Origin of the sequence: Rathayibacter sp. Leaf299 (genome assembly GCF_001423055.1) — a bacterium.
GTDB classification, from domain to species: domain Bacteria; phylum Actinomycetota; class Actinomycetes; order Actinomycetales; family Microbacteriaceae; genus Rathayibacter; species Rathayibacter caricis.
Genome location: NZ_LMNT01000002.1, coordinates 193,470 through 214,662, shown reverse-complemented (window position 1 = coordinate 214,662; position 21,193 = coordinate 193,470). Strand labels below are relative to the sequence as shown.

Below are 21,193 nucleotides of genomic sequence, written 5' to 3'. Positions count from 1 at the left end.
AGACGCAGGACTGCCGTAGCCCGCCGGCTCGCCCGCCTCCGTGCATCCCGCCAGAGCCCCCGCGAGCAGCACCGGCACAGCGATCGCCCGCCGCCTCACCGCGACGCCCCCACTCCGGCGCCGACGAGCACGTCGTCCATCCCGCCCTCGCGCCACTCGCGCAGCAGGCGGTGGAAGGCGATCGGTCCGGGGCTGTAGGAGGCGCCGCCGATCGAGCGGGTGCCCTCGCCGTTGTAGTACCCGGGCGTGCACTCGGCCTGGAAGGCGCGGGTGTCGGCGGCGGTCTCGTGCACGGTGCGCACCCACGCCTCCTCCGCCTCGACGCTCGGCTCGAGGTACCGCGCGCCGACCTCGCGGCCGCGGGCGATGACGGCGGCGATGTGCTCGGCCTGCTCGAGCAGGATGTGCGCGAAGTTCACCGAGTTGGCGTTCTGGATGCCGCTGAGGTGGAACAGGTTCGGGAAGCCGTGCGACGAGAAGCCGTGCAGCGTCCGCGGGCCGCGGCCCCACGCCTCCAGGAGCGTCCGCCCGCCCCGGCCGACGACCGGCAGCGTGCCCGACATCACCCCCGAGATCCCGACCTCGAAGCCGGTCGCGAAGATCACGCAGTCGACCTCGTAGGCGGTGTCGCCGACGACGACCTCGGTCTCGGTCATCCGCGTGATGCCGCCCGTGTCGGCCGTGTCGACGAGGCGGACGTTGGGCCGGTTGAAGGTGGGCAGGTAGGTGTCGCTGAAGCCCGGGCGCTTGCACATGTAGCGGTACCAGGGCTTGAGCGCCTCGGCGGTCGCGGGATCCTCGACGACGGAGTCGACGCGGGCGCGGAGGCGGTCCATCGTGTCGAGGTCGGCCAGCTCGTCGCGCAGCTCGCGCTCCTGGGGCGGCAGCGACGTGTCGACCGCACCCGAGAGGATCTGCCGCTGCAGCTCGACCGTCTTCGTCCAGCCGTCCTGCACGAGCGACTCGTCCACCGGCTCGCCGGCGAGCACCGCGAGGAAGTTCTCCATCCGCTCGCGCTGCCAGCCCGGGCGCAGCGACGCGGCCCACTCGGGATCCGTCGGCCGGTTGTCGCGGACGTCGACCGTGGACGGCGTGCGCTGGAACACGATCAGCTCCCGAGCGTCCTCGCCGACGTGCGGGATCACCTGGAGGCCGGTCGCGCCCGTGCCGACGACGGCGACGCGCTTGTCGGCGAGGCCGGTCAGGCCGCCGTCGGGCGTGCCGCCGGTGTAGCCGTAGTCCCAGCGCGAGGTGTGGAAGGTGTGGCCGCGGAAGGTCTCGATGCCCGGGATCCCGGGGAGCTTGGGCTGCGTGAGGGTGCCGGAGGAGGTGACCACGAACCGCGCGCGGAACCGGTCGCCGCGGTCGGTCTCGACCACCCACTCCTCCGCCTCCTCGTCCCAGGTGAGCGCCGTGGCGCGGGTCTGGAAGAGCGTGTCGCGATAGAGGCCGTACTGCTCGGCGATCGCGACCGCGTGCCGGCGGATCTCCTCCCCCGGCGCGTACCGCTCGGACGGCATCCCGCCGACCTCCTCGAGCAGCGGGAGGTAGACGGACGACTCGATGTCGCAGCGCACCCCCGGGTAGCGGTTCCAGTACCAGGTGCCGCCGACGTCGCCGGCCTCGTCCATCAGGCGGAGGGAGTCGACGCCCGCCTCGCGCAGGCGGGAGGCGGTGAGCAGTCCGCCGAAGCCGGCACCGATCACGAGCGCCTCGACCCGGTCGGTCTTCGGCTCGCGCTCGGTGCGCTCGGTGTACGGGTCCTTCGCGTAGTAGCCGAACTCGCCCGCCGCGCGGCGGTACTGCGTCGCGGCATCGGGGCGGGCGCGGCGGTCGCGCTCGGCGCGGTACTTCGCGCGGGCGGCCTCGAGGCGGCGCCGGTCGTCGGGGTTCAGGTCGGTCATGGTCGTCTCGCTTTCGTCACGCGGGTCGGCGCGATGACGAGGACCCGTGGCGGGACGACGGCGGGGAGTCCCCGCGTGCGCCGACACGACTTCGGATCGGATGTACTGCTGTGCTGGAGGAGCGGGCGTGGGCCGGGCGCGATCGGCCGCGTCCTGCGCGACCGACCGCTCCGGGCGCTACTGCACCGACCAGCCGCCGTCGGAGGCGAGGATCACGCCGTTGACGTTCGCGGAGTCGTCGCTGAGCAGCCAGGTGATCGACGCAGCCATCGTGTCGGCCTCGACCACCGGCGGGATCAGGGCCATGAACGGAGCGAGGCGCTCGCGGGCGAAGTCGGACGACATCGTGCCCTCGATCGCCGTGGCGGTGGGTCCGGGGGCGACCGCGTTCGTCCGGACGCCGGACGGGCCGTAGAGGAACGCCGACGACTTCGTGATCCCCACGACCGCGTGCTTGGACGCCGTGTAGGCGGTGCCGGCCGCGTTGCCGCGCAGCGACGCCTCCGAGGCGATGTTGACGATCGCCCCGCGACCGGCGGCGAGCATCGCCGGCAGCACGGCGCGGCTCAGCGCGAAGGTCCCGTCGACGTTCACCGAGAAGACCCGGCGCCAGAGCGCGTCCTCCGCCTCGTGCAGCGGAGTCATGCCGTCCATGATCCCGGCGATGTTCGCGAGGCCGTCGATCCGCTCGCCCGCCGCGGACACGATCGAGGCGACACCCTCGGACGAGGTGATGTCGGCGACGACCGTCACGACCGAGCCCTCCGGCGACGCCGCGGCGAGGGCCTCGACGCCGGTCGGCACGACGTCGACCGCGATCACGCGGGCGCCCTCGCGCACCAGGCGGCGGGCGGTCGCCCGGCCGATGCCGGAGCCCGCACCGGTGACGACGACCGTCTTGCCGTCGAACCGGCCGGAGCCGTCCTGCGACTCCTCCTCCGTCTCCTCGGGCGGGATGACTCCGCCGTTCGCCTGCTTCACGAGCGTGTCGACGAGCTCCTGCGGGAACACGCCACCGCCCAGCTCGACCATCGCGCGCAGCGACAGTCTCGCCGCGGGGCGCAGCGCCTCCTCCGTCTGGCCGCCCTGGGCGAGGATCCCGCGGAGGATCGGACCGCCGACGGCGTCGTCGAGCCACTCCTGCAGCGTGTTCTTGGAGGTGAGGGTCATGGGGTCTCCTTCGATCGGGGGTGATAGTGAATATCGCACCTGAGACTGAGTCTCACCCGCATATCCCCTCCGTCGGCGTCGCCGCTCCGAAGCACTCCTGGCGGGCGCTCCGGCCCGCCGCCTCCGGAAGGACCCCGCATGCCCATTCCCGCTGTCGACTACGCCCACATCCGCCTCACCGTCCGCGACATCGCCGTCTCGCGCGCGTTCTACGACTCCGTCTTCGGCTTCGACATCGCCTTCGAGGCGCCGCCCGCCGATGCGCCCGCCGAGGTGCAGGAGCAGCTGGCCTTCCTCTTCGGCGGAGTGATCTACTCCTTCCCCGGCGGACTGCTGGGCCTGCGCCCCGTGGCCGCGGCGGGCGACCGCTTCAACGAGGACCGCGTGGGGCTCGACCACCTGAGCTTCACCGTCGCCGGAGCGGACGAGCTGCGGGCCTCCGTCGCCGTCCTCGACGAGCTGGGTATCGCGCACGAGCCCGTCAAGGACACCGGGCCGCTGAGCATCCTCGAGTTCCGCGACCCCGACGGCATCGCGCTCGAGATCTCGGCCGCGAACTGAGCCGGGCCGGGGAGCCGGGACGCCACCGACTCCTAGGCTGACCGCATGACCGCACCGCTCCGCGACCGCACCCGCGCCCTGCTGCGGGCCGAGCTCGCCGACGCGGTGCTCGCCGTGTTCCTCGACCGCGGCTACTCCGCGGTGACGGTGGAGGAGGCCGCGCGCGAGGCCGGCGTCTCGCGTGCGACCTTCTTCCGCTACTTCCGCAGCAAGGAGGACGTGGTCGTGGCCGCCGTCGACGGCGACCGGGTCGACTACGCGGCACCGGTGCTCGCGCTGCCCGTCGGGGCCGCACTGTCCGGCTGGGAGCTGGTGCGCGCCTCCGTGGAGCCGGTCGTCGCCGTCGCGACCCGCGCGCCCGACGTCTACCGGGCGCGGCTGCGGCTGATCTCGAGCGAGTTCACGCTGAAGGCGCGCCTGCGCGAGCGCCGGGCCGAGGGAGCCGAGGCGCTGGCCGACGCACTCGTCTCGCGGGGTGTCGAGCCGCTCACCGCGCGAGTGCTGGCCGCCGCCGGCCTCGCCGCGGTCGACGTGGTGTGGGAGGAGTGGGCCGCGCACGAGGACGCCGACTTCCGCACGATGGTCGACGAGGCGTTCGCGCGGCTGACCAGGGGAGGGTGACCCGGCCGCCGCCGACGGACCACACTGGTGGCATGACCGCGACGTCGATGATCGACCCCTCCGTCCCTCCCTCCGGCGCGGGCTGCGTCGAGTGCGACCGCACCGGAGCGTGGTGGGTGCACCTGCGCCGCTGCGCGCTCTGCGGGCACATCGGCTGCTGCGACGACTCGCCCAACCGCCACGCGACCGCGCACTACGAGACGACCGGGCACGCGGTCATCCGCAGCTTCGAGCCCGGCGAGGACTGGTTCTGGGACTACCGCACCGGCGACTACGCCGACGGGCCCCGCCTCGCCGACCCGCAGGAGCACCCGCTCGACCAGACCGCGCCCGGCCCGGCGGACAGGCTGCCGGCGGACTGGCGCGAGCAGCTGGACGCCGGGCGCTAGCGAGGGCGCAACAGGCCGCTGGATCGACGACGCTCGAGCGGGGTGTGCGAGGCCGATGCGCGAGTGGATGCGCGGCCGCCGACCCGGGACACCGTGTCGCTCTGGCGGGAATCGAAGCGCATGCCGGCGTCTTCCGGCGATACGCTCGTGTTCGACGACCTCGACCTCATCGGCTGAGCCGACACCCGTCCTCCTCGACGATCCGGAACCGCAGCAGGTCCGACTCCTCTCCACTGCGGTACCCGACCCTCGCCCAGACAGCCCGGAAGGCCCGCCACCTCATGAACGACTCCCGCCGCCCCCTGGCCGGGCTCTCCCGCCGCACGATGCTCACCGGATCGATCGCCGGAGTCGGCACCGCCCTGGCCTACGCCTCCCCCGCCGCCGCCGCCGACTACTCGGTCATCCCGAAGCTCCCCGGGGAGATCTCGCGCACCGGCACGGTGCTCTCCCGCTCCGGCCGGAAGTCCTACGAGGTCGTCGACGTCCTCATCGCCGGCGACCGCGCCCGGCTCTTCGTGCCGCACGCTACCCGGCCGTCCCTCACCACGGGCGTCGGAGTCGTCTGGTACTACCACGCGCGCGGAGCCAACCACACCTCGCTCACGACCGCGTTCGGCTACACGGCCGATCAGCTCGTCGACCGCGGGTTCATCAGCATCTGCCCCACCTACGGCGGCAGCATCTGGACGAGCCAGCCCGCGATCGACCTGCAGAATCGCGTCGTCGAGTGGGTGACGGGACAGTGGAAGGTCGACGTCAGCTTCCTCCGCGCGAACTCGGGCGGAGGGCCATTGATGGCATGGGCGTACGCGAACGAGCTCGTCCCTCAGGTCCGGGGCGCCTACCACGCCAGTGCGACGTACGACATGGAGGAGAAAGCGACTCGCGACCCCGCGACCGTGATGCAGTACTACAACGACGACATGGCGCTCGTGGCCGCCACGAACCCGGCACGCATCCCGCAGTCGTCCTGGACCGGCGCGCGATACCGGATCACAGGGACCATGGACGACACCGTCGTTCCGTTCGAGAAGCACGGCGTCGCCCTGCACGCGGCGCTCCTCCCCGTGGCCAAGGAGGCGACCATCGTCCACCACACGGGCGAGGGCGCGGTCTACGGGCACATCGTCCCGAGCTTCACGAACAAGGACATGCTCGACACCTTCCAACGCTGGATGGCCGAAGGACCCGTCGACGACACCCCTCCGGCGGAACCGACCGCGCCCGGAGCGGGGACGTACGAGAACGGCTCGCCGCAGATCACGACCACCGGCACCTGGAAGACACTCTCCTCCCCGGCCGACAGCGGCGGCAGCATCAGCTACTCCACCTCCACCGGCGCCTCCGCAGCGCTCACCTTCACCGGCACCTCGGTCAGCTGGATCAGCCGCAAGACCTCCTCCTCCGGCATCAACGAGGTCTGGATCGACGACACCCTCGTCACCACCGTCGACCGCTACAGCGCCACCACGCGCTCCAACCAGACCGTCTGGACCAGCGGCACCCTCACCGCCGGCASCCACACCATCACCATCAAGCGCGGCTCCACCAAGAACCCCGCCTCCACCGGATCGAACATCGTCCTCGACGCCTTCCTCGTCACCGACACCCCCGCGCCCCCGCCGACCCCGGTCCCTGCGCCCATCGCCGACTGGTCGTTCGCCGAGAGCGCGGCACCCTACGCCTCAGCGGTGGCGGGCGCGCCCGCTCTCCAGCAGGGCCTGAAGTCGACCGCGACGCGGATCTCGACGCCCTTCGGCGGAGGAGTCCGGTTCAACGGCACCACCGACTTCCTCGTGGTCCCGAAGTCGGACATCGGTGTGCTCAACGTCGGCGCCTCGACCGGCGCGGTGACGGTCGCCGCGTGGGTGCTCAGCACCGACTCCAACAACGCCAACATCGCCGGGATCTGGGAGGAGTCGGCCGTCGGCCCCCTGCGCTCCTACGCCCTCTTCAACGACCTCCCCGACTACGGCGGCGACGACATGGTCTGCATGGAGGTGTCGAAGCAGGGCGGTCCGACTCCCGGCTACCCGTTCTCGATCGACTACTCGTCCGAACCGCGGAAGATGACGCGCGGGGTGTGGGAGCTGCACGTCGGCACCTACGACGGCGAACTCGCGATCGCCTACCTGAACGGCGAGTCGACCTCCTACCCGAGCTACACCGACAAGCAGGGCGCGACCTACGCGAAGAACCCGTACGTCTACCCCGACGGCCTCAACGCGGCTCCCGGCGACTTCATGGTCGGAGCGGTCGGCCGCGACGGCAAGCTGATCAACCTGCACAAGGGCAGCATCGCGCGGCTGCGCGTCTGGGACCGGGCGCTCACGGCCGACGAGGTGCGCGCTCTGCACGCGGCGGAGCGGGCCGACCTGGGGTAGCGCCCACTCCTCGAGAATCGTCGTACTCGAGCTCGAGTACGACGATTCGTGAGGACTCGAGCATGATCGGCCTTTCCGTCTCTCCCTTCGGCGGGGGCTGCGTCGAGTGCGACCGTGCACCACGAGACGACCGGGGCGCGGCGTCATCCGCAGTTTCGAGCCGGGCGAGGACCGGTTCCGGGACTCCCGGACCGACGACCACGCGGACGGGCCGAGGCTCGCGGAGACGCAGGAGCACCCGCTCGACCGGACCGCGCCCGGGCCGGCGGACCGCCTGCCCGCCGACCGGCGGGAGCAGCGGGAACCGGATGTCAGGCGGGCCGCGCGACCCGGGCTGAGGCGGTGGCCCACTCGAGCGCGAGGGCGTCGAGCGAGAGGTCGAGCGCCGCGGCGAGGGCCGCGACGGTACCGAAGGCCGGGCTGGGGAGCCGACCCGTCTCGATCTTGCGGAGCGTCTCGGGCGAGAGCCCGGCCTGACCGGCGATCTCGTTCAGGGTGCGCGGGCCGCGGGCACGCCGCAGCGTCTCGCCGAGCCGGCGGCCGGCCTCGAGCTGCTCGGGAGTGAGGGGGGCGCGGACCATCACGGCTGTCTCCTTCGTCCGGGCGGTGCAGTGTCGGTGGTATTTTCATACCGCCTTTCGGTATTACTGTACCGGCATGATCGAGCTGCACACCCCCGCCGAGATCGACGAGATGCGTGCGGCGGGCGCCTTCGTCCGCGACACGCTCGCCTCCCTCTCCGCACGCGCCGAAGTGGGCATGAACCTGCTCGAGATCGAGCAGGCCGCCCGCCGCGCCGTCGACGAGCGCGGAGCCGTCTCCTGCTACTGGGACTACGCGCCGTTGTTCGGGAACGGCCCCTTCCGCAACGTGATCTGCACCTCCGTCAACGACGCCGCGCAGCACGGACTCCCGCACGACTACCGGCTGCGCGACGGCGACGTGCTGAGCCTGGACTTCGCCGTGTCGGTCGACGGCTGGGTGGCCGACGCGGCGGTGACCACGATCGTCGGTCGGGCCCGGAGGAGCGACGAGGAGCTGATCCGCTCGACCCGCGACGCCCTCGCGGCCGGCATCGCGGCCGCCGTGCCGGGCAACCGCGTTGGCGACCTGTCGGCCGCGATTGGCGCGGTCGCCGCCTCCGCCGGCTGCCCGGTGAACCTCGAGTTCGGCGGGCACAGCGTGGGCCGCACGATGCACGGCGACCTGCACATCCCCAACGACGGGCGCGCGGGCCGCGGCTACCGGCTGCGGCCCGGCATGGTGATCGCGCTCGAGCCCTGGTGGTCGAGGACGACCTCGCGCATCCGGATGGACCCCGACGGCTGGACCGTGCGCACGGCCGACGGCAGCCGCGCCGCGCACACGGAGCACACGCTCGCGATCACGGAGGACGGACCGCTGGTGCTGACGGGGTGACGAGGGCCCGAGTCCGGCGCGCACCGGGTCGGGATCGACTCCGCAGGAGTTGTCGTACTCGAGGCCCAGCACGACGACTTCCGCGGACTCGATCGCACGCGGGAGGGCCCGCGCCCGCGCACCCGCCCACTCCTCAGAAGTCGTCGTACTCGAGCTCGAGTACGACGATTCGTGAGGACTGGAGCGGCCCGAGGTGGCACGCTCGACGCATGAGCGCGCAGAAGACCAGCCCCACCGACGCGAGCGTCGACGAGTTCCTCGCCGCGGCCGTTCCGGCCCGCCGCCGAGAGGACGGAGTCGCGCTCGCCGCGCTCTTCCGCGAGGTCACGGGCGCCGATCCGGTGATGTGGGGGCCGTCCATGGTCGGCTTCGGCAGCTACCGCTACGTGTCCCCCTCCGATCCGCGCCGCACCGGCGTCTGGCCGAAGACGGCGTTCTCGCCGCGCAAGGCGCAGCTCTCGCTCTACGGCCTCAAGGACCTGCCCGAGGGAGCCGCGCTGCTGCCCGAGCTCGGCCGGTACACCGAGGGCGCCGGCTGCGTCTACGTGCGCACCCTGGACGACGTCGACCTCGACGTGCTGCGCCGCCTCGTCGCGATCGCCTTCTCCCGGAGCGACGACCCCGCGGGTCCCGCCCGCTGACACCGGCGGATCACCCGCCTCGTCCATCCGGCGCGACACGTGTCGTGCGGACGGATGACGCCGGTGGGTCCCCGGGGACGACGACACGGCGCTCGGATCCGGGGATCGTGGAACAGGTCGGATCGCACCCCGCGCTCCGCACCCGAGGAGGATCCGATGTCGATCGCCACCGCTCCCGTCAGCACCGCAGAGGTCGGCCCCGCGCCCGGCGCCTCCGCCGTTCCCGCCGTGCGCATGCCGACCGCCGTCGCGCCGACCGTCGCGCAGCACCGTCTCCGCCGGATCGCCACCGCTCCCCTGCGCGGCGCCCTCTCGGTCGTGTTCGTGGCGTCCGTCGTGGCCGGGACCCTCTTCCAGGGAGTCGGCTACCTCAGCAACGTCGGCCTCCGCGCTCTCGACGAGCCGCACTCGCTCTGACCCCGCACCGAACCCGCATCCGCACCGACTCCGGAAGGCCCCCATGCTCTCGACCGATCCCGCCCGCCCCGACTCCGCCCTCGCCCTCCTCGGGTCCGTCGCAGTGCCGCTGACCGTCGTCGATCTCGGCGACAGCGTCGATTTCTTCCTCGCCACCGTCGCTCGCCGCGACTGAGCCGGCGGGGTCAGTCCCCTCCGCCGCTTCCTCCGCCGCCGTCGCCGCCCGAGGATCCGCCCGAGTCCGAGGAGCCCGACGATCCGCCCGAGTCCGAACCCGACGATCCGCCGTCGTCCCGTCCGTCGCCGTCGGACCGGTCATCGGAGTAGCCGCCCGCGGCAGCGGAACCACCGCCTCCGTCGCTCGCCCCGCCGCCGGGTCCTCCGCGACCCGAGCCGTTCAGCATCCCCCGCTTCTGCACCAGCAGCACGACGACCGACGCCAGCACGCCGAGTCCGCCGACCAGGGCCACGGCGATCGAGATCGCTCTCTCGTCCACGGGAACTCCTTCTCCGGGCACGCATCGGCCGTGCACCGCGGCCAGCCTAGGCACGTGCGTCCGGGCGCGGCCTCCGTCCCGCGGAGGAAGCCGGCCGCGTCGAGCCCTCGCGCTACGGTGTGCGGATGACGACCGAGAGACAGCCGACGATCCGCGACGTCGCGGTGCGGGCGGGCGTCTCCTACCAGACGGTCTCGCGCGTGCTGAACGACAGCCCGCAGCTGCGGCCGCGCACCCGGGAGCGCGTGCTCGCGGCGATCAGCGACCTCGGCTTCCGGCCGAGCGCGGCGGCGCGGGCGCTCGCGACGAGTCGCAGCGGGCTGATCGGGATCCTCGCCGCCGAGAGCCACAGCTTCTACGGCACCGCGACCGCGATGGCCGCGATCGAGCAGGCCGCGCGCGACGCCGGCTACCGGGTGCCCGTGGTCAACGTCGCCTCCCCCGACGCGGAGTCGCTCGCCGACGGGCTGGAGCACCTCCAGCGCGAGTCCGTCGAGGCGATCGTGGTGCTCGCCCCGCAGGAGCGGGCGCTCGAGGCCATCGAGAGCCTCTCGATCGGAGTGCCGTTCGTCACGCTCGGCGCGGCCGGACGGGGAGCGGATCCGCGACTCCTGGTCGATCAGGCCGCCGGCGGGCGGCTGGCCACCGAGCACCTGCTCACCCTCGGGCATCGGAGGATCGCGCACGTCGCGGGTCCGCAGCACTGGGTCGAGGCCCACGCGCGTCTCGAGGGGTTCACCACGAGGCTGGCCGAGGACGGCCTCGAGCCCGCCCGCGTGATCGAGGGCGACTGGAGCGCCGAGTCCGGCTACCGTGCCGGGCTCCGGCTGCTCGACGACGTCGCGGACCTCGACGCCGTCTTCGCGGGGAACGACCAGATGGCGCTCGGACTCCTGCACGCGTGCGCCGATCGGGGTGTGCGGGTGCCGGACGACCTGAGCGTCGTCGGCTTCGACGACGTCCCGGAGGCGGCCCACTACCTGCCGCCGCTCACGACGATCCGCCAGGACTTCGCCGAGGTCGGCCGTCGCACCATCGGCGTCGTCCTGGCCGAGCTGCGCGGCGAGACCGCGGCGGTCGACCTGCCCGTCGCCCCGCAGCTGGTCGAGCGGGCGTCGACGGCCCACTCGGACCGCTGAGCAGCAGAACCTCGGCTGGGAGTGCGCCTCAGCCACGATGGTCGCTGAGGCACGCTCGCAGCCGAGGTTCTGCACGCAGCCGCCTCGTTGCCAACCCCGCGGTGCGTCGCCTACTCTGACTCCTGGCTTTGTGAACGGTCACATCGCCCGAGCGAGGAGCACGATGGACCAGCGACGGCCCCTTTCCGCCCCCGGTGGAGACGCGATCACGAGCGGCGCGACCGCCCTCGGGATCGAACTCGGATCCACCCGCATCAAGGCGTGTCTCGTCGACGCCGCCGACCCGTCGGTCGTGCTGGCGACGGGCAGCCACGAGTGGGAGAACCGGTTCGTCGACCGGCGCTGGACCTACTCCCTCGAGGACGTCTGGTCGGGCCTGCAGGCGGCGTTCGCCGACCTCGTCGCCGACGCGCAGCAGCGCCACGGCGTCGCTCCCACCACGTTCGGGGCGCTCGGCGTCTCGGCGATGATGCACGGATACCTCCCCTTCGACGCGAGCGGCGAGCTGCTCGTGCCGTTCCGCACCTGGCGCAACACCAGCACCGGTCCGGCCTCGGAGCAGCTCACCGAGCTCTTCGGTGCGAACATCCCGCTGCGCTGGTCGCTCGCCCACTTCCACCAGGCCGTGCTCGACGACGAGCCGCACGTGGCCGACGTCGACTTCCTCACGACCCTCGCGGGCTACGTGCACTGGAAGCTGACGGGCCGCAAGGTCCTCGGAGTCGGCGACGCGTCGGGCATGGTCCCCACCGACCCGGCGACCACCGACTACGACGCCTCCGTGCTCGAGGCGTACGACGGCCTCGTCGCCGGCCGCGGCCTGCCCGCGCTGCGCGACCTGCTGCCCGAGGTGCTCCCCGCGGGCGCCGAGGCCGGCGAGCTCACCGCCGAGGGCGCGCTGCTGCTCGACCCCACCGGCGCGCTGCAGGCCGGCGTGCCGTTCTGCCCGCCCGAGGGCGACGCCGGCACCGGCATGGTGGCCACCAACTCCGTCGCCCCGCGCACGGGCAACGTCAGCGCGGGCACGAGCATCTTCGCGATGGTCGTCCTGGAGCGGCCGCTCGCGAGCGTCCACCACGAGCTCGACCTGGTCGCGACTCCGGCCGGCGACCTCGTGGCGATGGTGCACTGCAACAACGGAGCGAGCGAGCTCGCGACGTGGGTCGGCCTGTTCTCGCAGTTCGCCGCGGCGCAGGGCCTCCCGGCCGACAGCGACGCCGTCTACGGCACTCTGTTCCGCGCGGCGCTCGAGGGCGACGCCGACGCCGGCGGGCTCCTCGCCTACAACCACCTCGCCGGCGAGCCGATCGCGGGCCTGGTCGAGGGCCGTCCGCTCGTCGTCCGCACCCCCGACTCGCGCCTCACGCTGCCCAACTTCATCCGCGCGCAGCTCTACGGCGTCTTCGGCACCCTCGCGCTGGGCATGCGCGTGCTCGCCGAGGAGGGCGTCGAGCTCGACGCGATGTACGCGCACGGCGGCATGTTCCGCACGGCCGGAGTCGCGCAGCGCTTCCTCGCCGGAGCGCTCGACGCGCCCGTGGCCGTCGCCGAGACCGCGTCCGAGGGCGGACCCTGGGGCATCGCGGTGCTCGCCGCGTTCCGCCGCGACGGCGGGGGCGACCTCAGCGCGTACCTGACCGACCGGGTGTTCAGCGGCTACTCCTTCGACAGCGTCGCCCCCGACGCCGCCGACGTGGCCGGATTCGCCTCCTACCTCGAGCGCTACCGCGCCGGCCTCGCCGTCGAGCGCACCGCCGTCGAGACCCTCACCGACACCCGACCCACCGCACAGGGAGAGACCGCATGACCTTCGATCCGGCAATCGAGGAGGCGATCACGCGCGTCCGCGAGGACGTCGCCCGCCTGCACTCCGAGCTCGTCCGCTACGGCCTCGTCATCTGGACGGGCGGCAACATCTCGGGCCGCGTGCCCGGCGCCGACCTCTTCGTGATCAAGCCCAGCGGAGTCTCGTACGACGACCTCTCCCCCGAGAACATGATCCTGTGCGACCTCGACGGCGTCGTCGTCCCGGGCACGCCCGGCAGCGACCGCAGCCCGTCCAGCGACACCGCGGCGCACGCCTACGTGTACCGCGAGATGCCCGAGGTCGGCGGAGTCGTGCACACGCACTCCACCTACGCCACGGCCTGGGCCGCGCGCGCCGAGCCGATCCCCTGCGTGATCACCGCGATGGCCGACGAGTTCGGCGGCGAGATCCCGATCGGCCCGTTCGCGATCATCGGCGACGACTCGATCGGCCGCGGCATCGTCGCGACCCTGACCGGGCACCGCTCGCGCGCGGTCCTGATGCAGAACCACGGAGTCTTCACCATCGGCAAGGACGCGAAGGACGCCGTGAAGGCGGCCGTCATGGCCGAGGACGTCGCCCGCACCGTGCACCTCGCGCGCCAGGGCGGCGAGCTCGTCCCCATCCCGCAGGAGTCGATCGACGCCCTGTTCGACCGCTACCAGAACGTCTACGGACAGAACCCCACCGGAGCCATCGCATGAGCGTGTACCAGAGCATCATCCCCGACCTCGCCACCCGCACCGTCTGGTTCCTGACCGGCAGCCAGGACCTCTACGGCGAGGACACCCTCCGCCAGGTCGCCGAGCAGTCGCAGGCCGTCGTCGCCGAGCTCAACGCGGCGAGCGCCATCCCCGTCACCATCGAGTGGAAGCCGGTGCTGAAGAGCTCCGACGCGATCCGCCGCACCATGATCGAGGCCAACGCGGACGACTCCGTCGTGGGCGTCATCACCTGGATGCACACCTTCAGCCCCTCGAAGATGTGGATCCACGGCTTCGACGCGCTCGCCAAGCCGCTGCTCCACTTCCACACCCAGGCGAACGTCGCCCTGCCGTGGCAGGACATCGACTTCGACTTCATGAACCTCAACCAGGCCGCGCACGGCGACCGCGAGCACGGCTACATCCTCAGCCGGATGAGCGTGCCGCGGAAGACCGTCGTCGGCCACGCCAGCGACGCCCGCGTCACCGAGTCGATCGGCATCTGGTCGCGCGCCGCGGCCGGCTGGGCCGCCTCGCAGAGCATGAAGGTCGCCCGCTTCGGCGACAACATGCGCAACGTCGCCGTCACCGAGGGCGACAAGACCGAGGCCGAGATCCGCCTCGGCGTCAGCGTCAACACCTGGGGCGTCAACGAGCTCGTCGAGCGCGTCGACGCCGCGACCCCCGAGCAGATCGACGCCCTCGTCGCCGAGTACGTCGAGAGCTACGACGTGGTCGCCGAGCTGCTCCCCGGCGGCGAGCGCCACGAGTCGCTCCGCTACGGCGCGGCGGTCGAGATCGGCCTGCGCTCGTTCCTGGAGGAGGGCGGCTTCGAGGCGTTCACCGACAGCTTCGAGGACCTCGGCGGACTCCGCCAGCTCCCCGGACTCGCGGTGCAGCGCCTGATGGCCGACGGCTACGGCTTCGGCGGGGAGGGCGACTGGAAGACGGCCGTCCTCATCCGCATCGCCGCCGTCATGGGCGCGGGCCTCCCCGGCGGCACCAGCCTCATGGAGGACTACACCTACGACATGACGCCCGGCGAGGAGCTGATCCTCGGTGCGCACATGCTCGAGGTCTCGCCGACGCTGTCGTCGAAGCGCGCCACGCTCGAGATCCACCCGCTGGGCATCGGCGGCCGCGAGGACCCGGTGCGCCTGGTCTTCACCGCGGACGCGGGACCCGCCGTCGTCGTCGCGCTCAGCGACGTGCGCGAGCGCTTCCGCCTCGTCGCGAACGCCGTGCAGAACGTCGAGCCGCCGCAGACGCTGCCGCACCTGCCGGTCGGCCGCGCGGTCTGGCAGCCCGCTCCGGACTTCAGCACCAGCGCCGCCGCGTGGATCACCGCGGGAGCGGCCCACCACACGGTCATGACGACGCAGATCGGCGTGGAGGCGTGGGAGGACTTCGCCCGCATCGCCGGCGTCGAGCTGCTCGTCATCGACGAGGGCACCACGCTCCGCGGCTTCGAGAACGAGCTGCGCGCGAACGCGGCCTACTACCGCCTGTCGCAGGGGCTGTAGCCGCCTGCACCGAAGGGCCCGTCGCTGGGAGCGGCGGGCCCTTCGGCGTCCGCGGCCTGCTCCCGCCACCTCGCCGCGACCGCGAGCGCCTCGAGCAGCGGAGACCGTCGGGTCGGTCAGGCGGAGACCTCGAAGAAGTCGGGGAGCGGGCGGACGGCGCGCCTGGCGGCCGCGGCTCGGTGGAGAACACGCCTCCGCCTGCGCGGGTGCTGCCTCGACGCACGAGCAGCAGCCGGCCGCGTTGATGGCGCCGACGACGCTCCGTCGCTCCGCGCCGCCACCCACTGGGACGAGCCGGGCGTCGTGACGCGGAGTAGCGGCCCGGAGAGCCGCCCTTCACTCGGGCGGTTCCGCCGTGCTCGCGTCGGTCGTTCAGACCGCGTCGCGCAACGGGCTGCTCACGGCCGTCCGAACGAGTGCCGCGACCTCACGAGGAGTCGTGCACACGGACGGCGATCAGGACAGGCGTCGTCGCTCGAGGAGGACGGTGTCGCGCCAGGTCCCGGCGGCCGGTCCGTAGGTCATCAGCGCGATCCGCTCGCGCGTGCCGATCCGGCGGAAGCCGACGCGGTCGTGCAGGGCCAGGCTGGCGGTGTTCTCGGGGAAGACGCTCGACTGGATCGTCCAGAAGCCGGCGTCGTCCGCAGCGTCGATGAGCGCCCTCACGAGTGCTGCGCCGATGCCGCGGCCACGGGCGGCCGCGGCGACGTAGACGGAGTGCTCGACCACTCCGCGGTAGACGCGCCGACTGGAGACGGCTGAGAGCGCGGCCCACCCGAGGATCCGATCGCCGTCGACGGCGACCAGGCGCCCGACGTCGAGCTTCCCCGCATCGAACGCCTCCCAGGTCGGCGGTTCGGCCTCGAAGGTGGCATGCCCGGTCGCGATGCCCTCGCGGTAGGTCGCCTCGACCGCCGCCCAGTCCTCGGGGTTCATCGGCCGGATCGCGGTCACGAGCAGCAGCTTCCTCCGGCGGATCCGATGTCGGTGGAGCAGACGCCGGTCTCGGGGAGCACGAGCTGCACGCGCCGGGCCGCAGCGTGATCGCCCGCGAGCTCGTCCGCGATCGACCGGACCTGCTCGTAGCCGGTGACGAGGAGGAAGGTCGGCGCGCGGCCGTACGACTTCATCCCGGCGATGTAGAAGTTCGGCTCGGGGTGGGCGAGCTCGGCGACGCCGTGCGGGTCGACGGTGCCGCAGGAGTGCAGGTTCGGGTCGATGAGCGTCGCGAGGGAGCGGGGTGCTTCCACGATCTCGTCCAGGGAGACACGGATCTCGCGCAGCATGTCGAGATCGGGCCGGAATCCGGTGGCCTGCACGACGACGTCGGCTTCGACGCTCTCGCGCTCCTTCCGGCGGCGCCCGAGGACGGCGACCCGACCGGTGGCGGTCTTCTCGAGCCGGTCGATCTCGAAGCGGTCGAGGAGGGTTATCGCACCGTCGCGGACGAGCTGGTGGACCGTGCCGCCGAGCTTGCCGCGCTCCTTCAGCTCGTCGTCGCCGGAGCCGAAAACCCGCAGCGGACTGGTGCCACGGATCGCCCAGGTGATGCTCGTGCCCGGTTCCTCGCGGGCGAGTCGAGCGAGCTTGATCAGAGTGTTCGCGGCGGAGTGGCCTGCGCCGACGACGAGGACGCTCTTCCCTGCGAACCGGGCGCGGTCGGCGCCGAGAACGTCGGGAAGCGCGTAGCTGAGGTGCTCGGCGACGTCGGCGGCGCCGATCGGATCGAGGCCGGCCGATGCGAGGGCGTTGGGGGTCGAGTAGGTGCCGGAGGTGTCGATCACGGCGCGAGCGGTGACGTCGGTGACGCCCTCCGGGGTGTCCAGGCGCAGCAGGAACGGGGTCCCGGCGCGGCCGGTGGAGCGGGTGCGGTCCATGCCCTCGCGGCTCACGGCGGTCACGCGGGAGCGGTAGCGGACGATCGGGGCGAGCTGCGGGGTCGCCGCGAGGGGCGCGAGGTAGTCGCGGACGAACTCGTGCCCGGTGGGCAGCTTCTTCGCTGCGGGAGCCTCCCAACCGCTCGCATCGAGCAGGCGTCCGGCAGCGGAATCGACCAGGTACTCCCACGGGGAGAACAGGCGGGTGTGTCCCCACTGCTGCACGGCTGCGCCTGCGCTGTCCCCGGCCTCGTAGACGATGACGTCGAGGCCGCGCTCGAGCAGCTGCGCGGCGGCCGCGAGACCGACGGGCCCGGCGCCGATGACGGCGACGGGCAGACCGGTGAGGCGGCGCTCGTCGGTGCGGGGCGGGACGGTCAGCAGCAGGGTCATCAGGTGCACTCCTCAATATCGACGGTCATCGATGGACCGAGTCTGCCCCGGCATATCGATGACTGTCAATGTATGCGAAGGTGGAGACATGGCGATGACCGAGCTGACTCTCACCGCGGCGGCGGCCGCGTGCCGCGCGCCGCTCGGGCGCGAGCCGCTGAGCGCGGAGGGCGCGGAGCTGCTGGCGCGGGCGTTGAAGGCGATGGCGGATCCGGCGAGGCTCCGCCTGGTGTCGATCGTGGCATCGAGCAGCTCGGGCGAGGTGTGCGTCTGCGACTTCACCGAGCCGGTCGGGCTCAGTCAGCCCACGGTGTCGCACCATTTGAAGATCCTCGTGGACGCCGGGATCCTGGCTCGCGAGAAGCGCGGCACGTGGGCGTACTTCTCCCTCGTCCCGGGGGCCCTCGACTCCCTCGCAGGCATGCTCACCCGCGTCTGATCAGGCGGCCGTGACCCTCGCCGCGAGAGCGTCGACGCGCGCGGCGAGCTCGTCGTAGGCGGCATCGAACGCGGCGTCCGTGCCGGCGGGCACCGGATCGGGGATCGACCAGTGCAGCGCCTCCGAGCCGAGCTCCTCATGGGCGGCGTCGCAGACGGTGACGATGAGGTCGGTGTCGACGGCGACGTCGGCGAACTGCTGGGGGGCGCCGATGGGCAGCGGGAGGCCGTGACGTTCGGCGGCGGCGATCGCTCCGGCGGCCACCGCGATGGCCGGGTGGGTGCCGGCAGAGGCGGCGGGGATGGGGCTGCGCTGCGCCCAGAGCTGCGCAGCGAGTCGGGATCGGGCGGAGTTCGCGGTGCACACGAACAACACCCGCCGCGCTGCAGCGGTGGTCGACGGCCCGAGCTGATCGAACGCGCCCGGGATCAGGTGCACGTAGCTCCGGCGCCGGTCCGCCTCCGAACGGCGTCGGAGGATCATGCCCTCCCGCTCGAGCACAGCGAGGTGGTGCGCGACGAGGTTCGAGGGCATCCCGAGCCGGTCCTGCAGCTCTCGCGGCGCCAGGTCTCCGAGGGTGAGCAGGTCGGTGATCCGCAGGCGTGCGGGGTCGCTGAGGGCCGCGTGCCGAGCGGCACGCGTTTCCAGTTCGGTTCGCTCGGTGTTCATTGACTCAATCTTGACTGAGTGATCGCGAGCGGTCAAGATGACGAACGACATGGACACCACCTCCCCTCCTCCGCTCGCTCGTCGGGCCGTGGCCGAGTTCCTCGGCACGGGCCTGCTCGTGGCGATCGTCGTCGGCTCCGGCATCGCCGCGCAGACCCTCTCCCCGGACGACGTCGGCCTGCAACTGCTGGAGAACTCCCTCGCGACCGCTCTGGGACTCGCGGTGCTGATCCTCGTCTTCGGCCCTGTGTCGGGGGCGCACTTCAACCCGCTCGTCTCCGCCGTCGACGCGCTCCTCGGTCGCCGCGACCGCTCCGGCCTGTCGGGTCGTGAGCTGGCGGTGTTCCTCGGCGCGCAGCTGCTCGGCGGCATCGGCGGCGCGGTCCTCGCGAACGCGATGTTCGAGGTCCCGACCGCGATCGCGACGACCGAGCGCGTCACCGCCGGGCACCTGCTCGGGGAGGTCATCGCCACCGCGGGCCTGGTCCTCGTGATCCTCTCCCTCGCCCGCACGAACCGAGGCCCGCTCGCGGCCGCCGCGGTCGGCGCGTACATCGGCGCGGCGTACTGGTTCACGTCCTCGACCTCGTTCGCGAACCCCGCCGTGACCCTCGGCCGCGTCGTCACCGACACCTTCGCCGGCATCGCCCCCACCTCCGTCCTGCCCTTCGTCGCCGCGCAGCTCGCCGGCGCCGCGATCGGCGTCGGAATCGCCGTGTTCCTCTTCCCGGGCGCCGCCCGGGCCGCCGGGAGCCTCGTGGTCCCGGCCGCCTCGACCTCGTCACATGTCTGATCTGAAAGGCCTTCTGATGCATCTCGTCGCCATCGGCGGCAGCGACGCGGGGATCTCCGCCGCGCTGCGCGCCCGCGAGCTCGACCCGTCCGTCGACGTGACCGTCGTCGTCGCCGACTCCTACCCGAACTTCTCCATCTGCGGGATCCCGTACTACTTCTCCCGCGAGGTGCAGCCCTGGCAGTCCCTCGCGCACCGCACCCACGCCGACCTCGAAGCCACCGGCATGACCCTGCGCCTGGACACCTTCGCGACCGACATCGACGTCGCCGGACAGCAGCTCACCGTCCGCACCCCGGACGGGACGCTCGACCGGATCGGGTACGACGAGCTGGTCGTCGGCACCGGCGCCCTCGCGTCCTCCGCCGGGATCGTCGGCGTGGACGAGCTGGGGCCGGAGGACGGAGTGCACGTGCTGCACTCGATGGGCGACACCTTCGCCCTCGAGCGCTACCTCGACAGCCGCGACCCGCAGACCGCGATCATCGTCGGCGCCGGCTACGTCGGCCTCGAGATGGCCGAAGCCCTCACCGTCCGCGGCCTCCGCGTCACCCAGCTGCAGCGCGGCCCGGAGGTGCTCTCCACCCTCGACCCCGAACTCGGCGCCCTCGTCCACACCGAGCTGACCGAGCGCGGCGTCGAGGTGCTCACCCGCACCACCGTCGCCTCGATCGAGAAGACCGCGACCGGCCTCTCCGTGCACGCCGACCACGACGGCACACCCCTCACCCGCACCGCCGACGTCGTGCTCCTGGTCGTCGGAGTGAAGCCGAACACCGACCTGCTCGCCCGCGCCGGAGCCTCCCTCGGCGCCGGCCGCGCCGTCGTCGTCGACGAGGCCATGCGCACCGGCCTCCCGCACGTGTTCGCCGCGGGCGACGGAGTGACCACCCACCACCGCCTCCTCGGCACCACCTACCTGCCGCTCGGCACCACCGCGCACAAGCAGGGCCGCGTCGCGGGCGAGAACGCCCTCGGCGGCGACGCCCGGTTCGCCGGCTCGGTCGGCACGCAGGTCGTGAAGGTCTTCGATCTCGTCGCCTCCCGCACCGGCCTGCGCGAGCACGAGGCCCTCGCCGCCGGTTTCGCTCCGGCGACGACGACCGCGGTCGCGGACGACCACAAGCGCTACTACCCGGGCGCGCAGCCCATCACGATCCGCATCACCGGCGACACCCGCGACGGGCGCCTGCTCGGCGCGCAGCTCGTCGGCCGCCTCGGCACCGAGACGGCGAAGCGCGTCGACACCTATGCGACCGCCCTGTTCGCCGAACTCACCGTCGAGCAGGTCTCCGACCTCGACCTCTCCTACACTCCCCCGCTCGGCTCCCCCTGGGACGCCGTGCAGATCGCCGCCCAGACCTGGACCCGCACGAACACCGGAAGCAGCATCTCCGCATGACTCAGAAGCCCACCGTCCTCTTCCTCTGCCAGCACAACGCCGGCCGCTCCCAACTCGGCGCCGGCCTGCTCGAAGTCCTCGCCGGCGACCGCTACACCGCCACCTCCGCCGGGCTGTCGCCCGCGGACACGGTGAACCCTGCGATCGCCTCCACCGTCGCGGAGCTCGGCCTCGACATCAGCGACCGTGCCCCCCGCGCCGTCACCGTCGAAGACCTCGAGAACGCCGACATCGTGATCGCGATGAAGCCGGGGCTCGCGCTCCCCGCGACGCCGACCGGCCGATTCCTGGAATGGACGTTCCCCGACCCGACCGACTGGAGCGCCGAGAACGTCCGTCCCCTCCGAGAGGCCGTCGCCGCTCGGATCCGGACCGAGCTCCTCGACTAGGCGCGATACGCAGCGGCGCCGCAATGCCGCTGCAGAACGCCGGAACTCGCAG

At 72.5% G+C, this 21,193-nt stretch carries 23 protein-coding genes; 16 read left to right on the top strand and 7 right to left on the bottom strand.

Annotated elements, in window-relative coordinates:
* Positions 1-95 precede the first annotated feature (95 nt).
* Positions 96-1,904: a flavin-containing monooxygenase gene (locus tag ASF48_RS08280; RefSeq protein ID WP_055789652.1), complete on the bottom strand. Its 1,809-nt coding sequence runs from the start codon at positions 1,902-1,904 to the stop codon at positions 96-98.
* Between the two features lie 177 nt (positions 1,905-2,081).
* Positions 2,082-3,074, bottom strand: a complete 993-nt coding sequence (locus tag ASF48_RS08275; protein ID WP_055789649.1) for an SDR family oxidoreductase — start codon at positions 3,072-3,074, stop codon at positions 2,082-2,084.
* A gap of 138 nt (positions 3,075-3,212) precedes the next feature.
* On the opposite strand from ASF48_RS08275, the gene ASF48_RS08270 reads away from it, so the two are divergent.
* The 4 genes from ASF48_RS08270 to ASF48_RS08255 all read left to right on the top strand — a co-directional run bounded on the left by ASF48_RS08270 (position 3,213) and on the right by ASF48_RS08255 (position 7,032).
* A complete protein-coding gene (locus tag ASF48_RS08270) occupies positions 3,213-3,635 on the top strand; it encodes a VOC family protein (RefSeq protein ID WP_055789647.1) in 423 nt (140 codons plus the stop codon).
* A gap of 45 nt (positions 3,636-3,680) precedes the next feature.
* A complete protein-coding gene (locus ASF48_RS08265) occupies positions 3,681-4,256 on the top strand; it encodes a TetR family transcriptional regulator (protein ID WP_055789643.1) in 576 nt (191 codons plus the stop codon).
* Between the two features lie 32 nt (positions 4,257-4,288).
* Positions 4,289-4,645, top strand: coding sequence for a UBP-type zinc finger domain-containing protein (locus tag ASF48_RS08260; protein ID WP_055789639.1), 357 nt, complete (start codon positions 4,289-4,291; stop codon positions 4,643-4,645).
* Positions 4,646-4,926: 281 nt separating this feature from the next.
* Positions 4,927-7,032 carry a LamG-like jellyroll fold domain-containing protein gene (locus ASF48_RS08255; RefSeq protein WP_055789636.1) on the top strand — a complete coding sequence of 702 codons (2,106 nt, stop codon included), beginning with the start codon at positions 4,927-4,929 and terminating at the stop codon, positions 7,030-7,032.
* A 311-nt stretch (positions 7,033-7,343) separates the two neighbouring features.
* On the opposite strand, the gene ASF48_RS08250 is transcribed toward ASF48_RS08255, so the two are convergent.
* Positions 7,344-7,613: a helix-turn-helix domain-containing protein gene (locus tag ASF48_RS08250; RefSeq protein WP_055789633.1), complete on the bottom strand. Its 270-nt coding sequence runs from the start codon at positions 7,611-7,613 to the stop codon at positions 7,344-7,346.
* A 76-nt stretch (positions 7,614-7,689) separates the two neighbouring features.
* Here ASF48_RS08250 and map point away from each other — a divergent pair, with 76 nt between their 5' ends.
* The 4 genes from map (at position 7,690) to ASF48_RS20025 (ending at position 9,684) form a co-directional block, all read left to right on the top strand.
* Positions 7,690-8,451 carry a type I methionyl aminopeptidase gene (gene map, locus ASF48_RS08245; RefSeq protein ID WP_055789626.1) on the top strand — a complete coding sequence of 254 codons (762 nt, stop codon included), beginning with the start codon at positions 7,690-7,692 and terminating at the stop codon, positions 8,449-8,451.
* A gap of 209 nt (positions 8,452-8,660) precedes the next feature.
* Positions 8,661-9,092, top strand: a complete 432-nt coding sequence (locus ASF48_RS08240) for a DUF1801 domain-containing protein (protein WP_055789623.1) — start codon at positions 8,661-8,663, stop codon at positions 9,090-9,092.
* Between the two features lie 156 nt (positions 9,093-9,248).
* Complete coding sequence (locus tag ASF48_RS08235) at positions 9,249-9,509, top strand: hypothetical protein (RefSeq protein WP_055789621.1); 261 nt, start codon at positions 9,249-9,251, stop codon at positions 9,507-9,509.
* Positions 9,510-9,552: 43 nt separating this feature from the next.
* Entirely contained in the window at positions 9,553-9,684 is a 132-nt protein-coding gene (locus ASF48_RS20025) for a hypothetical protein (protein WP_268788504.1), read from the top strand.
* Between the two features lie 10 nt (positions 9,685-9,694).
* Here ASF48_RS20025 and ASF48_RS08230 read toward each other — a convergent pair whose 3' ends face one another.
* Positions 9,695-10,006: a hypothetical protein gene (locus ASF48_RS08230; RefSeq protein WP_055789618.1), complete on the bottom strand. Its 312-nt coding sequence runs from the start codon at positions 10,004-10,006 to the stop codon at positions 9,695-9,697.
* Between the two features lie 125 nt (positions 10,007-10,131).
* Here ASF48_RS08230 and ASF48_RS08225 point away from each other — a divergent pair, with 125 nt between their 5' ends.
* The 4 genes from ASF48_RS08225 to araA all read left to right on the top strand — a co-directional run bounded on the left by ASF48_RS08225 (position 10,132) and on the right by araA (position 15,179).
* Positions 10,132-11,145, top strand: coding sequence for a LacI family DNA-binding transcriptional regulator (locus ASF48_RS08225; RefSeq protein ID WP_055791376.1), 1,014 nt, complete (start codon positions 10,132-10,134; stop codon positions 11,143-11,145).
* A gap of 163 nt (positions 11,146-11,308) precedes the next feature.
* Entirely contained in the window at positions 11,309-12,952 is a 1,644-nt protein-coding gene (locus ASF48_RS08220) for a xylulokinase (RefSeq protein WP_055789614.1), read from the top strand.
* Positions 12,949-13,656 carry an L-ribulose-5-phosphate 4-epimerase gene (locus ASF48_RS08215; protein ID WP_055789610.1) on the top strand — a complete coding sequence of 236 codons (708 nt, stop codon included), beginning with the start codon at positions 12,949-12,951 and terminating at the stop codon, positions 13,654-13,656. The genes ASF48_RS08220 and ASF48_RS08215 overlap by 4 nt, the downstream gene beginning before the upstream one ends.
* Positions 13,653-15,179 carry an L-arabinose isomerase gene (gene araA / locus ASF48_RS08210; RefSeq protein WP_055789607.1) on the top strand — a complete coding sequence of 509 codons (1,527 nt, stop codon included), beginning with the start codon at positions 13,653-13,655 and terminating at the stop codon, positions 15,177-15,179. The genes ASF48_RS08215 and araA overlap by 4 nt, the downstream gene beginning before the upstream one ends.
* A gap of 456 nt (positions 15,180-15,635) precedes the next feature.
* Here araA and ASF48_RS08205 read toward each other — a convergent pair whose 3' ends face one another.
* The gene (locus ASF48_RS08205; protein WP_055791373.1) at positions 15,636-16,115 is read right to left on the bottom strand and encodes a GNAT family N-acetyltransferase; all 480 of its coding nucleotides are present in this window, start codon (positions 16,113-16,115) and stop codon (positions 15,636-15,638) included.
* A gap of 14 nt (positions 16,116-16,129) precedes the next feature.
* Positions 16,130-17,449, bottom strand: a complete 1,320-nt coding sequence (locus ASF48_RS08200) for an FAD-dependent oxidoreductase (RefSeq protein WP_055789603.1) — start codon at positions 17,447-17,449, stop codon at positions 16,130-16,132.
* Positions 17,450-17,543: 94 nt separating this feature from the next.
* On the opposite strand from ASF48_RS08200, the gene ASF48_RS08195 reads away from it, so the two are divergent.
* The gene (locus ASF48_RS08195; protein WP_442965561.1) at positions 17,544-17,888 is read left to right on the top strand and encodes an ArsR/SmtB family transcription factor; all 345 of its coding nucleotides are present in this window, start codon (positions 17,544-17,546) and stop codon (positions 17,886-17,888) included.
* On the opposite strand, the gene ASF48_RS08190 is transcribed toward ASF48_RS08195, so the two are convergent.
* Positions 17,889-18,557 (bottom strand): arsenate reductase/protein-tyrosine-phosphatase family protein, encoded by a 669-nt coding sequence (locus tag ASF48_RS08190; RefSeq protein WP_055789595.1) that lies wholly within the window; start codon positions 18,555-18,557, stop codon positions 17,889-17,891.
* Positions 18,558-18,606: 49 nt separating this feature from the next.
* Here ASF48_RS08190 and ASF48_RS08185 point away from each other — a divergent pair, with 49 nt between their 5' ends.
* Genes ASF48_RS08185 through ASF48_RS08175 form a run of 3 tightly spaced genes read left to right on the top strand, consistent with a single transcriptional unit; the run spans position 18,607 to position 21,141 of the window.
* Positions 18,607-19,350: an aquaporin gene (locus ASF48_RS08185; protein ID WP_200930997.1), complete on the top strand. Its 744-nt coding sequence runs from the start codon at positions 18,607-18,609 to the stop codon at positions 19,348-19,350.
* A gap of 16 nt (positions 19,351-19,366) precedes the next feature.
* Positions 19,367-20,752, top strand: coding sequence for an FAD-dependent oxidoreductase (locus ASF48_RS08180; RefSeq protein WP_055789589.1), 1,386 nt, complete (start codon positions 19,367-19,369; stop codon positions 20,750-20,752).
* Positions 20,749-21,141 (top strand): arsenate-mycothiol transferase ArsC, encoded by a 393-nt coding sequence (locus tag ASF48_RS08175; protein ID WP_055789579.1) that lies wholly within the window; start codon positions 20,749-20,751, stop codon positions 21,139-21,141. The genes ASF48_RS08180 and ASF48_RS08175 overlap by 4 nt, the downstream gene beginning before the upstream one ends.
* Positions 21,142-21,193: the final 52 nt, after the last annotated feature.